Genomic DNA, 12373 nt, shown 5'->3' with positions numbered 1-12373 from the left:
TACGCCGGTTGGGAGCCTAGGGAGGCAAGGGAGGCTAGCCGTTCCGGTGGGGCGGTTCTCCCGGGGGTAGCGGGGGCAACGGTTTGGGCGGGTTTTTGGGAGGCAAGGGAGCCTAGGGAGCGTAGCGCGCGGGTACACGTGAGCGATGATCTGGTGATCGCGAGAGTTCTGCGGTTCTCGATTGGATCGGTTCTCTATGTAGCGGGTGCTTTTATCCTCCCTTCCCTCCCTATCCTCCCATCAATTCAGGATGTTCTAGAGAATTCAAAGGCTTGGCAAAGCGAGAATAGGGGGCACTGATGAAACAGCTTCCCTCCCTATCCTCCCTAGCCTCCCAGATGAGGGGAAATAGGGTGAAACAGGCAATCGATATCGAGGATCTGCTGATTTGGGCTTACCGGGATATGCAGGCTGACCGCCTGGGCGATGGCGGCGGCTTCGCCGTGAAGCTCAAGGCGCCGTGCTCCTGGGCGGCTGTCGAGCACTTCGGCACCTATGGCACCTTCGTGCAGGCGTCGGACTATGAGCCCGAGCCGGGCGACCGCGACGACGCGGCGCTGATCCACCGAGCCGTGCTCGGCCTCGACGATGCCTTCCTGTCCTGCACCGAGCAGGGGGTGAGCGTGTGGGACCGCGCGTTGATTCAGGCGGAGGGCTGCGACCTCGTGGAGGAACGGCAAAGCCGCCCGCAACTGCGCCAGCCGGGCGGCGAGCTTCTGCCGCTCGATCGCGTGGTGATATCGGTTTACCTCGTGCTGCACGCCCGGCAGGGTTCGCGCCCTGACTGCTATTCCGATGTCACCCGCCGCCGGGGGCGCCCGCGCAAGGATGGTGAAATCGCCGACGGGATCACCTTCGACGATGTGCAGCACCACCGGGCGGTCTATTCGGTCTGGCACGCCGCGCTCGGTATTCTTGCCGCCGATCTGGCGGGTCGGCTGGCAAAATGGGACGTGACCGGCCCGAAAGCCGACGAAGCACCTTGGCTGCAGCCGGCCCGCCGCGTGCTGGAGGCGCAAAAACCGAAAAATAAAAGGGCGCCTAAGCCCATGAAACGACGCAGGAAATTGCCGAGTTGACGGGCCACCACCCCTTTGGCATCATGCGTACATAGAATTGCGCCTCGGCCGGGTAGATCACCCGCCCGGGGCGCTTCTGTTTTGGCGACCCGCTTGGGCAAGGGGAGGCAGTCATGTGACCCCCGACATCCACTTCGACGCTTCGGACTTCCAGCGGGTGGCCGATCTGTTCGGCCGCCTGCCCCGCGACATGCAGGCCATTGCCTTCCGCCGCGCGGCGGGCCGGACCCGTTCCGTGGTCGAGCGCCACTATGCGCGCTTCGCCTCGCGGCACATTGAGGTGGCGCAGAAGCATATCAAGGCGCGCATGCGGTCCGCTCTCGACGCCGAAGGCGTGACGCTCACGGTGAAGTCGGCCAACATCCCGTTGAACGAACTCGGCGCAAGTCAGCGTGGGTACGGCGTCCACGTCCGGGGGCGCGGCCGATATGAGGGTGCCTTCATTCCCAAGACGGGGGCAGCGGCTGCCGCCGGTCTGGTGCTCAAGCGCATCGGCGCGGATCGCCTGCCGACGAACATGCTGTTCGGGCCGAACCCGGCGAACGCCGTCGCGCGCACGCCGAAGGTCTACGAGGATCTGCTGAGCGAGATCGCGCGCGGCGAGTTCACGTCGGTCATCCTCCAGCAGATCGCCTTCCTGCTCTCCCGGCGCGGCTGACCCCTCGGCCCCCGTGGCCGGCGGGCCACACCCCGCCCCCCGGTTCAGGGACCGTACCCCCTTTCCAAAGCCCTGCGGTCCCGGCGGAGCGTGGGTTTCTGCCAGTGAAACAGTGATTTAGCTTGGGTTGACAGGGTTGACAGCATGGCGAGCCCAGTTGACAGCGGGCCACGCGTCATGTGGTCGGTCTCCCAGATCGCGGAACGCGACGGCATCTCGAAGCAGGCTGTGTCCAAGGTGGTGCAGTCGCTGATCGCCGGGCACGATATCCCGGTCGAACGGGACAGCAGGGGCCGCGTGGCGCGGGTTTCCCTCGCCCATTACGATCATCATCGCGGGCAATTCGCGAACCCCGCCAAGGTGGCGGCGGCGCGCCCCTCGACACATGGCCCGCTGGCGGACACGCGCGGCGACTCCTTCGACGAGGCCCGGCGGCAGAATGAGTGGCTCAAGGTCGAGCGGGAGAAGCTGGCGCAGGCCCAAGAGCGAAAGCAGCTGGTGCGGGCGGACCTCCTGACCGAGGCCCTGGAGCGGGTCGGGCGCGAGATCCAGAGCCTTGTCGCCCGCCTGCCGAATAAGGCGGATGACCTCGCCCTGGCCGGCGCCAAGGAAGGTGTTCACGGTGTGCGGATCGCGCTTCGGGCCGCCGCCAATGAGATCAACACCGCCATCGCGGACGCCCTATCCAACATCGCCAAGGTGGCCCCAGCGGCTGACGCGGCACAGATGGATGACGCGACATGACGGTCCATGCGGGCGCGCTGCATCTGGTCGCCAGCCGGCTGGCGGCTGCGATACGGCCGCAGCCGCCGGTGCCGTTCGTGCAGTGGCTGGCGCGGAACATCGTGCTGGTCGACGGTGAGAAGAAGGGCGAACTCTGGTCGGCGGCGGATGCGCCTTATCTGGTCGAGCCGGCGCAATGCCTCTCCATTGAGCACCCGTGCAATCTCATCACGATCCGCAAGGGACAGCAGACCGGCGCCTCGATCCTCGGCCTCGCCTGGTGCCTCTATCTCGCCGACGTGGCGCCGGACAACATCATCTATGGCGTGCCGGGCATCGACGCCCTGCAGGACATCAACGGCAAGAAGCTGCAGCCGCTGATCGACGCCTGGCAGAAGAAGACGGAAAAGCGGATCATCTTGCCGTCGGTTGCCCGCTCGGGGGCGGGCTCCACGGTCTACGAGAAGCGGTTCGCCGGCGGCTATATCACCCTCGCCAATGCGAATGTGGCGATGGCGCTGTCGATGCACACCTGCCGCTATGGCGTGAAGGATGAACTGTCGAAGTGGAGCGAGACGGCGAACGGCGACGACCCCGAAAGCCTGTTTTTCGGCCGCTTCACGGCTTTCCGCCGGCAGAAATCCTACAAGATCCTCGAAATCTCGACGCCGGAAATCGACAGTGGCGACGAGCTCGGCGAAGCCCCCGGGCATTGCCGGATTGACCGCAGCTTCCGCCGCTCAGACCAGCGGTTCTGGCACATTCGCTGCCCGGAATGCCCGCCGGAGGATAACTTCGAGTTCGTGCAGCATGAGGGCGGCTTCCATATCGACCGGAAGCACCCGCACAAGAGCTACTATGTGTGCCCCAACTGCGGGCACCCGATTAGCGAAATGGAGCGAGTCGCGGCTGTTCGCGGGGGACGCTACATCGCCACGCGCGAGGGGCCGGACCTTCACCCCGGCTTTCACATCGACGCGTTTATCTCGCTGATGATGAGCTATGAGGCCATCGCCAACGACAAGCTGGAGGCCGAGAAGAAGGGCGAGCCGGGCGTCAAGGGCTACACCAACCTGACCCTCGCCCTGCCCTTCGCGATGCGCGGCAACGCGCCCGACCACCAGCGGCTGATGGAACGCCGTGAAGCCTATGCGCCGGGGGTGATCCCGGCGGATGGGCTCATCTTCGTGGCGGGCGTTGACGTGCAGGGCGATGGCCTCTGGTACGAGTTCGTCGCGTTTGGGGAGGACCGGCAAAGCTGGGACGTCGAGGCCGGGTTTCTCGCAGGCTCAACCGACGACCCGAAAACTGGCGCCTGGGCGGCGCTCGACGATCTGCACCAGAAGCTCTGGCCGGATGCGCATTGCAATATGCGCCGGGTCGAGGCGATGGGGGTGGATGCCGGCGACGGCAACCGCACCACGCAGGTGATCGAATGGTGCCGGCGCCACCCCAATGCCTACGCGATCAAAGGACAGACCGGGCGCGGCGTGCCGGCGATCGGGCAGCCGACGAACAAGTCGGTCAAGAAGAACGGCAAGCCGCAGAAACTGCGGGGCGGCAAGGTCTGGCCGGTCGGCACCTGGTCGCTGAAGGGTGAGTTCTACGGCAACCTGCACCGCGTCGGCCTCGCGGGCGGTGCGGAGGTGGACCCGCCGGGCTATTGCCACTTCCATCAGGGCTTGGGCGAAGAGTATTTCAAGCAGATCACGGCAGAGTATTTCGACCAGAAGCTGGTCAAGGGCCGCTTCCATGAGGAATGGAAGAAGATCCGCAAGGATAACCATCTGCTCGACGCGCGTGTCTACGCGATGGCGATGGCGGAGCTGCTGGGCATCTCCCGGCTGACCCGCGATGGCTGGGCGGCTCTGCGCGCCCGGTATGCCGTGGCGGCGACTTCCGATCTGTTCGCGGGCGAGACGGTGCGGCAGGCGGCGGGGGCAGCCCCCTCGGCACCCGAAGCAGCCCCGGCATCTGCTCCGCTGGCCCAGGCCGCGCCGAAGGCACGCTACCGGCCCACGGGCTGGAAACGCTAGAATGACAGGGCTTGCACATGGTCGGAGTTGCGGAACTGGTTCGGCGCGCCGTCGGCTGGGGTTCCCCCGCCGTCTCGCGCCCGACCTCCCTCCCTGCCCCGGCCATCCGGCCGCAGGCGCGCTATCTGCGCGACGGTGGGGCGGGCGTTCTCTCCATGCGCCGCGCGGTGACGCGGGACGGGTGGCGGGACGTTTATGAGGCCGGCGAGCGTGCTTATGCGCTTGCGCTCGACTTCATGCAGAACAGCGGGTGGATCGCCGGTGCCGTCGACCAGCTGATCGTCGACACGGTCGGCGTCGAGATGACACTGAATCTACGCTCGGACCTGTCGCGGTTTGGGTACGACGACAAGGAGGCCACCGACTGGTGCTCCATGGTCGAGGGCGATTTCTATCGCTACGCTGGGAACCCGCGCGAATGCGATCTCGCCGGCAAGGCCACGCTGATGGAGATGCTGGATGGCGCCTTCCGCCACTACCTCTCCGGTGGCGAGGCGCTGCTGGTGTCGTCGTTTCTGACGCCGGTGCAGCGCGCGGCCTATGGTGTCACGACCGGCACGAAGTTCAGCTTGGTGGCGCCGCATCGCCTGGTGCGCACGACCAATGAGTTCGACCGTCTGTATCAGGGCATTTTCCACGACGAGAACAACCGACCGATCCGCTATCGCTTCAAGGAGCGCGAGCGCGGGATGGACAGCGAGCGCGACATCGCGGCGTTCGACGGGGCAGGCCTGCCGCAGGTCATCCATGTGATGGATCGCGGCGTGAATCCCGATAGTCCGCGCGGCATCAGCCCGCTTACCCCGGTGATGAAAACGGTCGCGCAGAGGGACCAACTGGCAGACTCGACACTTGCCAAGGCACTGATCGCCGAAAATCTGGCCGCGACGATCACCAGCCCGGAGCAGAGTCTGCAGGCTTTCGAGGCCATCCAGACGATCGGCGAAACGCCCATGCCGTCGAGCTTTCCAGGCACGGACGAGGATTGGCGGAATTATCTCGGCGGGTTGTGCCAGGACATGGTCGATATCTGGCATGTACGCATGGAGGGAGCCAAGGAAGGTAGTGTCGGTCTAACCAATGGCAGTCGGATCGGTCATCTGGGGCCGGGCGAGAAATTCGAGTTCCATACGCCCGATGTGCCCGGCGACAACTATCTGCCGTTCAACAAGAACATGCAGATGGAAATCGCCCGCTGCCTCGGCCTGACCTATGAGAGCTATACCGGCGATCACGAGGGGGCGACCTACACTTCCGAGCGCATGGGTGGGGCGACCATCTGGCCCATCGCCGTTCGCCGCCGCGGCCGCATCGTCCTGCCTCTGGCGCGCGGCGTGTTCATGTGCTGGCTCGACGAGCGGATCGCCTCCGGGCTCACACCGTTCAAAGGCGGCTATCGCGCCTTCCGGGCAAACCGCGAGGCGGTGTGCGCCGCCGTGTGGCAGGGGCCGTCGAAGCCGAGCGCCGATGCCTACAAGGATGCGCTGACCTCGAAGGTGAAGCTGGAGAAGGGCCTCACCACGCTTGCGGCGGAGTATGGCGCCGACGGCAAGGATTGGGAGCAGGAGATCGAGCAGCAGGCGCGCGAGGTGCAGCGCCTGAAGGATCTCGGCCTGCCCAACCCCTACCAGGCGATGAGTGGCGGCGCCGGGCCGAATGGCGGTGCGGCGGACGGGCTGCGGGAGCCGGCACAATGAGCACGGTCGGAATCGACGGCGCGGTCATCGATATTGATGACCCGTGCGCGCTGTACACCGCGCTCTATGCGGTGAAGCTGAAGCTGCTCTCGGGCGAGCGGACCGAGGAAATCGAGGTTCGCTCGCCGCTCACCAACCGACGCACCCGCTTCGGGCCGAGCAACATGCCGGCGCTTGAGGCCGAGCTGCGCTCGCTGGCGCGGGCCTGCGACGCGAGGAACGGAAAGCGCACGCGCTTCGCTCTGGCTGGTCGCGTCACGCGCCCCTACTGAGGATCGATCATGTCGGCCATTCTGGATGGCGGGAAGCTGCGGCTTTCCGGCTATGTCGGCGACTATTACTTCGAGGACGGCTTTACCTCGGGAGACGTGGTGCTCGCTTTGTCCGGCATCGGACCGGATGAGCCGCTGGAGGTCTATCTCAACTCGGCGGGCGGCATCGCCACCGAGGGGGCCGCGATCCACGCCCTGCTCGCGGCGCGGCCGGGCACCACCGACATCATCGTCGAGGGCATCGCGGCCTCGGCGGCCTCGCTCATCGCCATGGCGGGCGCCACCGTCACCATGTCGGCCGGCGCCATCATGATGATCCACGATCCCAGCGGCATGACGTGGGGCACTTCGGCGGAGCACCAGAAGACGGTCGAGCAGCTCGAGGCGCTCGCGACCGCCTATGCCCGGGTCTACGCCGACAAGTCCGGCAAGACCGAGGCTGAATGCCGCGAGATCATGAAGCGCGAGACCTGGCTCACGCCGGAGCAGGCGGTGACCGAGGGCTTCGCCGACGCGACCACGGAACGGCGGGCGGAGCCGGTGGCCGCCTTCGACTATCGCGGGTTCAAGCAGGCCCCGGCCAAGCTGGTGGCGCTGGCGAAGCGGAAGAAATGGGCTTTCGAGGCCCGTGCCACGGCGGCGCCGACCGCCCCTCCCCGTCAACCTCAGGAGATTTCCATGACGGAACAGACCGGCGGCGCTGACGCTGCCGAACTCCAGCGCCTGCGCGACGAGCTTGCGCAAATGAAGGCCGAGAAGGGCGATCGCGAGCGTCGCGACGCCATCATGGCGCTGCCCGAGGCGAAGGATCGCGAGGCGCAGGCCCGCGAACTCTGCGAGGCGGGTGTCACCGCTGAGGCGGCCAAGAAGATCCTCGCCGCTGGCGCGACTGCGTCCGTGGACCAGGATCTGCCCGACGCCCGGACTTACGAGCGCTCCCGCACCCTCGCGGCCGGCCTCACTGGCGGCGGGCAGGACCGGCGTGACGACAACCCTGTCAAGGCCGTGCACCAGCGGCTGAACGCCCGCCGCTGATCCCCCACCTCTCCCCTTTCGACGGAGAAACCCCATGACTGTTCTCACCGAGCCCCGTCGCGACGGGGAATTCATCCTCAACGAAGTCAATGGCGGCGGGAATTTCTCGCGCGATACCATCGTCATCGCTTCCGGCGCCGGCAAGGTTCAGCCCGGCACCGCGCTCGGCAAGGTGACCGCCAGCGGAAAGTACGTGCCCTCCCCTGCCACGGGCTCGGACGGCTCCCAGACCGCTGTCGCGCTCAACGTCGCCTATGTCGACGCCACCTCGGCCGATGTGAAGGTGGCGGCGATCACCCGTTCCACCGAGGTCAACGGCAAGATCCTCGCCTACGACTCCACGGTCAACGACGACACCAAGAAGGCGGCCAAGGCCACGCAGCTCGCCGCTGTCGGCATCATCGTCCGCTGAGCCCAGCGGAACGCTTCATCCCATCGCCGGCCGTCCGGCCGCACCCATCCACCCCGCCGGACGGTCGGGGCTCTCAGGAGCATGACACATGACGGTCATCGCCGACATTTTCGGCCGCGATCCCGCCTTCTCGGCGACGACGCTCACCGATGCGATCAACGAAGTCGCCTACAAGCCGGGCCGCCTCGGCGAGCTTGGCCTGTTCGAAGCAGAGCCGGTCGACACCACGACCATTGCCGTCGCCAAGAAGGGCGAGATTCTTGTGCTGGTGCCCTCCACGCCGCGCGGCGCGCCGGGTGTGACGATCGACAAGGAAAAGGCGAACCAGCGCAACTTCTCGATCCCGCATTTCGAGATCAACGACAAGATCACGGCGGAGGAGATCCAGAACGTCATCGCCTTCGGCACCGACCGTGCGCGCGAAACGATGGCCAACAAGATTGCCCTCCGGCAGCGGACCATGGTGAACAGCTTCGGCGTCACCGAGGAATATGCCCGCATGGGCGCCGTGAAGGGAATCGTCGTCTATCCGACCGGCTCGGCCGACGCGGACCTCAACCTGTTCACCGAATTCGGGGTGACGCAGGCGACCGAGATCGACTTCGACCTGGACAACAACAGCCCGGTCGGCGGCGTCCTGCGCAAGAAATGCGCGGGCGTCGTGCGCCAGCTGCAGGACGCCCTCGGCGGCATCCCGTTCTCCGGTGCGCACGCCTTCTGCGGCGACGCCTTCTTTGACGACCTGCTGGCTCACCCGGAGGTCCGCGAGACCTTCAAGGGCTGGAGCGAGGCGCAGATCCTGCGCGAGGGCTACATCGCGCCGAATCGGGGCACGTACCCGATCTTCGAGTTCGGCGGCATCGTCTGGGAGAATTATCGCGGGTCGGTTGGGTCCACCGGCTTCATCGGCACCGACAAGTGCCAGATCCTCCCGCTCGGGGTGCCGGGCCTGTTCAAGTCGTTCTATGGCCCCAGCGACCTCAACCCCGAGATCGATGGCGGTGTGAACCAGATGGGCCAGCGCCTCATCATGCCCACCCCTCGGCCGAGTGAGGACAATAAGGGCTACAAGCTGGACGGGCAGATGAATGCTCTGCAGCTTTGCCTGCGCCCGCAGGTGCTGATCCCCGGCAAGCGCACCTGACCGCGCGACCATGAGTTGGGATGACGCGCTGGTCCGCGTGGATACGGCCTGCGCGGCGTATTTCGACACGGTGGCGTTCACCGTCGTGCCCATGCGAAAGCCGGGCCTCGATGTGAACGCCGCCCTTGAGCCGGACCCTACGCGGCCCGGCTTTTCCTTCCACGGTTCGCTCGATACGGCGCCGGAGCTCAATGCCTTCGCCGGCAGCCGTTCGGGCGGGGCGGATGAGCGCAGCCGGCGGCAGGTGAGCCGTGTGTGTGTGACGGCGCTGACGACCGGGTGGCCGTGGACACCGAAGCAGGATGACCGCCTGCGGACGGAGTCGGCGCTCTATCAGCTGGTCGCGGCGCCCGAGACGGACGGCTCCGGCCGCGCCGTGCTCTGGCTCAACAGGATATCTGCCTGATGCTCGCCGCCGCCGCCCTGCGCCTCGCCGTGATCGAGGCCCTGCGCCCAACCGCCGCTGTGCGCGGCGAGGAAGGCGCCACCTTCCCAACGCTGGCCGAACACCGGGTGTTCGACAGCCGGCAGATCCTGGTGGACGAACTTGATGACGGCCGCCCGTTCACGCCCTGCATCTCGGTCTACGTCGAGGATGTGCGGGTGGAGCGGCGGGGCGATGCGGCGCCCTCCGTGCGCGGCAACCCGACCTGCACGCTGGTGATTGTCACCGAACTGGCCGAGATCGCGCGAGATCCGGACGGAGACGCAGTCCGGCAGGAGAACGGCAATCTGGCGACGATGGCGCTTGTCGATAGCGACCCGCGTCAGCGCCTGGTGCTGGAGGCGCTGACGGCGCAGGTGCGCAAGGTGATCGTGCGGGGGCCCGAGGCTGTGGCTGTCCGCAGGGTGATGAAGGCGGTGCAAAGCATCGAGCTTGAGGCATTCTCGCTGCCGCAGCTGAGCCGCCGCTGGCTGCGCTATCTTATGCTGGTCTCCTGCGAGATCGCCGACGATAAGTTCACCGACGCCCCCGGCCTGCCGGAGCCGCTGCGCTCGGTCGCGGCGGATCTCCCTGAAGGCTCCTACGCCAAGGCCAAGCTCGCCGAGCTCGGTGCCGCCTTCCTCGCCACCAGCCGGGACGCCCTTGAGGGCCTCGACCTGATGGCCAGCGTGAACGGTGTGCCGGTGATCCGGTCGCCCGAATCGACGCCTGACTGATCCACTCCCTATCCACACGAGGCAGACCATGACGCGCTACCGCGCCAAGACGGGGGCTCACATCCCCATGCCTGACCGGCCGGGGCAGCAGGTGCCCGAGGACGGCGAGGGCACCAGCGTAAACGAGCTGAACCCCTACTACCTGCGCCTGATCGCCGACGGCGACCTGGTGCCGGTGACCGATGAGATGCCCGCGGCCCCGGTGGCCGAAAAGACGGGCAAGGCTTCCGCCAGCCGCGAAGGGACCAGCTGATGGCCATTGGCTTCAATTACATTCCCGGGAATATCCGGGCGCCGATCATCGCCTTCGAGGTCAACTCGGGCGGGCAGTTCGAAAGCGTGTCGCGGCTCGTGCTCATGGGCCACAAGAACAGCGGCGCGCCCCTCGCGGACAATGTGCCGACGCGCTGCAACAGCGTGACCGACGCCATCGCGCAGGCGGGCAAGGGCTCGATGCTGGCCGAGATGGTGATCGCCGCGCGCCGCAATGCGCCGGCGCAGGACATCTGGCTGATCGCGGTGCCCGCCACGGGCACGGCCGAGGTGCGCACGCTCACCGTCGGCACCGTGCCGGCGAATGGCGGCTATGGCGCGATCGAGATCGCCGGCGCGGGCATCGACATCACGATCGGCGCCGGGGATTCGGCGGCGGCGGTCGCGACCACGCTGGCGGCGCTGATCAACGCCTATCAGGACCCGCTCACCAAATCCGCTCTGCCCTTCACGGCGGCGGCGGCGACCAATGTGGTGACGCTGACGGCCCGCCATACCGGCGCGATCTTCAACACGGTGGACATCAACATCCCGGCGCTCGCCTCCGGCAATGTGCTGTCCGGCCTGCTGACGGTCGCCACCCCCACGGCGGGCAGCGGCACGCCGAACCTTTCGGCCGCGCTGGCGGCGCTGGGCGATGATCCGTTTGACTGGTGGGTGACGCCCTTCGCCGACGCGACGAATATGGGCCGGTACAACACGGCGCTGTCCGATGTGTCCGGCCGCTGGGCCTGGCTGCGGCAGAGCTACGGCCATGTCTTCACCACGCTGACCGACACGAGCGCCAACCTCACCACCTTCGGCCTCGGTTACGACACGCGCCACATCAGCCTGCTGCCGCGCATCGCCGGCGGTGGGGATGCGACCCCGCCCTGGGTGTGGGTGGCGGCGCTGGCGGCGCGCGTGGTGCCCTGGCTTTCGGATGGCGCACTCGGCAATGTTTCGCGCAACCAGACCGGCCTCGTCGTCGAGGGCGTGCTGGCACCGCGGGACCGCACCAAGTGGATGAACGATTACGCGACGCGTGACGCGTTCATCGGCTCGGGCCTTTCGACCTATGGCGTGCGCACGGATGGTGCGGTGACGATCGACAAGATCGTGACCATGCAGCGCACCGACGGCGCGGGCAATGTCGAAACCACCTTCCGCGACATCCAGAAGATGGGGCAGCTCATGTATGCGCTGCGCCGCTTCCGGGCGCGGCTGCAGGCGGAGCATGGCGGCAAGGCCATCGCCGACGACAATCCCGGCAACCTGCTGGCGATCACCACGGTAGCGGACATCCGCGCCACCATGGCGGCGACCTATCGCGAGATGCCCGGCGTGCTCGAAAACGCGGAGGCCTTCGTGGCCAACCTCGACGTGCAGCGCAATGCCGACAACCCCAACCGGGTCGACATCTACGCGCCGCTCGACATGGTGAACCCGCTCGACGTGCTCGCCGCGAACGCCCGCATCTACAGCCAGTATACCGCCTCGATGGCGGCCTGATCGGGAGACGAGACCATGGCCGACAATGATTTCGGCGGCACGATGAAGTTCCGCCTCGCCGATGGCACCAACATCTCGCTCCGCGGCACGTTCAATCTGAGCACGGCCGGCACGTCGATCGAGGCCGTCACCAACCAGGATGGCTCGCTGGCCCGGGTGGGCACGCCCAAGCCCCGCACGGCGGAGATCAACTTCGAGGATTCGGGGCTCGATCACGACGCGCTGATGAAGGCGCCCCGGCAGGACATGTACATCACCGAGGAATTCACCGGCGTGACGCATGTCTTCGTGCGTGCCTTTTTCGCCGGTGATCCGATCGTCAACCGGATCAATGGCGAGGTGACCGGCGCCACGATCACCGCGTCCGACTATCAGCGGCTGGGTGGGTGAGC

At 66.7% G+C, this 12373-nt stretch carries 14 protein-coding genes; all 14 read left to right on the top strand.

Annotated elements, in window-relative coordinates:
* The first annotated feature begins 353 nt into the window (after positions 1-353).
* Positions 354-1079 carry a hypothetical protein gene (locus AncyloWKF20_RS05205; protein ID WP_279316839.1) on the top strand — a complete coding sequence of 242 codons (726 nt, stop codon included), beginning with the start codon at positions 354-356 and terminating at the stop codon, positions 1077-1079.
* A gap of 157 nt (positions 1080-1236) precedes the next feature.
* Positions 1237-1737: a hypothetical protein gene (locus AncyloWKF20_RS05200; protein ID WP_279316838.1), complete on the top strand. Its 501-nt coding sequence runs from the start codon at positions 1237-1239 to the stop codon at positions 1735-1737.
* 144 nt (positions 1738-1881) lie between these two features.
* Positions 1882-2481 (top strand): hypothetical protein, encoded by a 600-nt coding sequence (locus tag AncyloWKF20_RS05195; RefSeq protein WP_279316837.1) that lies wholly within the window; start codon positions 1882-1884, stop codon positions 2479-2481.
* Positions 2478-4496 (top strand): terminase gpA endonuclease subunit, encoded by a 2019-nt coding sequence (locus AncyloWKF20_RS05190; protein ID WP_279316836.1) that lies wholly within the window; start codon positions 2478-2480, stop codon positions 4494-4496. Before AncyloWKF20_RS05195 ends, AncyloWKF20_RS05190 begins: the two co-directional genes overlap by 4 nt.
* 155 nt (positions 4497-4651) lie before the next feature.
* Positions 4652-6193: a phage portal protein gene (locus tag AncyloWKF20_RS05185; RefSeq protein ID WP_279316835.1), complete on the top strand. Its 1542-nt coding sequence runs from the start codon at positions 4652-4654 to the stop codon at positions 6191-6193.
* Positions 6190-6465, top strand: a complete 276-nt coding sequence (locus tag AncyloWKF20_RS05180; protein WP_279316834.1) for a hypothetical protein — start codon at positions 6190-6192, stop codon at positions 6463-6465. Before AncyloWKF20_RS05185 ends, AncyloWKF20_RS05180 begins: the two co-directional genes overlap by 4 nt.
* Before the next feature lie 9 nt (positions 6466-6474).
* The gene (locus tag AncyloWKF20_RS05175; RefSeq protein ID WP_279316832.1) at positions 6475-7500 is read left to right on the top strand and encodes a head maturation protease, ClpP-related; all 1026 of its coding nucleotides are present in this window, start codon (positions 6475-6477) and stop codon (positions 7498-7500) included.
* Between the two features lie 34 nt (positions 7501-7534).
* Complete coding sequence (locus tag AncyloWKF20_RS05170; protein WP_279316831.1) at positions 7535-7912, top strand: head decoration protein; 378 nt, start codon at positions 7535-7537, stop codon at positions 7910-7912.
* An 88-nt stretch (positions 7913-8000) separates the two neighbouring features.
* Complete coding sequence (locus tag AncyloWKF20_RS05165) at positions 8001-9056, top strand: major capsid protein (protein WP_279316830.1); 1056 nt, start codon at positions 8001-8003, stop codon at positions 9054-9056.
* Between the two features lie 10 nt (positions 9057-9066).
* The gene (locus AncyloWKF20_RS05160) at positions 9067-9462 is read left to right on the top strand and encodes a hypothetical protein (RefSeq protein WP_279316829.1); all 396 of its coding nucleotides are present in this window, start codon (positions 9067-9069) and stop codon (positions 9460-9462) included.
* Positions 9462-10217 (top strand): hypothetical protein, encoded by a 756-nt coding sequence (locus AncyloWKF20_RS05155; protein ID WP_279316828.1) that lies wholly within the window; start codon positions 9462-9464, stop codon positions 10215-10217. Before AncyloWKF20_RS05160 ends, AncyloWKF20_RS05155 begins: the two co-directional genes overlap by 1 nt.
* A gap of 28 nt (positions 10218-10245) precedes the next feature.
* Positions 10246-10470, top strand: a complete 225-nt coding sequence (locus AncyloWKF20_RS05150; RefSeq protein WP_279316826.1) for a hypothetical protein — start codon at positions 10246-10248, stop codon at positions 10468-10470.
* Positions 10470-11981, top strand: a complete 1512-nt coding sequence (locus AncyloWKF20_RS05145) for a hypothetical protein (RefSeq protein ID WP_279316825.1) — start codon at positions 10470-10472, stop codon at positions 11979-11981. The genes AncyloWKF20_RS05150 and AncyloWKF20_RS05145 overlap by 1 nt, the downstream gene beginning before the upstream one ends.
* 15 nt (positions 11982-11996) lie before the next feature.
* The gene (locus tag AncyloWKF20_RS05140; RefSeq protein WP_279316824.1) at positions 11997-12371 is read left to right on the top strand and encodes a hypothetical protein; all 375 of its coding nucleotides are present in this window, start codon (positions 11997-11999) and stop codon (positions 12369-12371) included.
* The last annotated feature ends 2 nt before the right edge of the window (positions 12372-12373 follow it).

The sequence above is a fragment of the Ancylobacter sp. WKF20 genome (assembly GCF_029760895.1).
Lineage (GTDB): Bacteria > Pseudomonadota > Alphaproteobacteria > Rhizobiales > Xanthobacteraceae > Ancylobacter.
This window is presented reverse-complemented; position numbering and strand designations above follow the sequence as displayed.

Coding starts and splice junctions, on each gene's coding strand:
- AncyloWKF20_RS05195 (WP_279316837.1), top strand. CDS start 1,882: ATGGCGAGCCCAGTTGACAGCGGGCCACGCGTCATGTGGTCGGTCTCC.
- AncyloWKF20_RS05190 (WP_279316836.1), top strand. CDS start 2,478: ATGACGGTCCATGCGGGCGCGCTGCATCTGGTCGCCAGCCGGCTGGCG.
- AncyloWKF20_RS05185 (WP_279316835.1), top strand. CDS start 4,652: ATGCGCCGCGCGGTGACGCGGGACGGGTGGCGGGACGTTTATGAGGCC.
- AncyloWKF20_RS05180 (WP_279316834.1), top strand. CDS start 6,190: ATGAGCACGGTCGGAATCGACGGCGCGGTCATCGATATTGATGACCCG.
- AncyloWKF20_RS05175 (WP_279316832.1), top strand. CDS start 6,475: ATGTCGGCCATTCTGGATGGCGGGAAGCTGCGGCTTTCCGGCTATGTC.
- AncyloWKF20_RS05170 (WP_279316831.1), top strand. CDS start 7,535: ATGACTGTTCTCACCGAGCCCCGTCGCGACGGGGAATTCATCCTCAAC.
- AncyloWKF20_RS05165 (WP_279316830.1), top strand. CDS start 8,001: ATGACGGTCATCGCCGACATTTTCGGCCGCGATCCCGCCTTCTCGGCG.
- AncyloWKF20_RS05160 (WP_279316829.1), top strand. CDS start 9,067: ATGAGTTGGGATGACGCGCTGGTCCGCGTGGATACGGCCTGCGCGGCG.
- AncyloWKF20_RS05155 (WP_279316828.1), top strand. CDS start 9,462: ATGCTCGCCGCCGCCGCCCTGCGCCTCGCCGTGATCGAGGCCCTGCGC.
- AncyloWKF20_RS05150 (WP_279316826.1), top strand. CDS start 10,246: ATGACGCGCTACCGCGCCAAGACGGGGGCTCACATCCCCATGCCTGAC.
- AncyloWKF20_RS05145 (WP_279316825.1), top strand. CDS start 10,470: ATGGCCATTGGCTTCAATTACATTCCCGGGAATATCCGGGCGCCGATC.
- AncyloWKF20_RS05140 (WP_279316824.1), top strand. CDS start 11,997: ATGGCCGACAATGATTTCGGCGGCACGATGAAGTTCCGCCTCGCCGAT.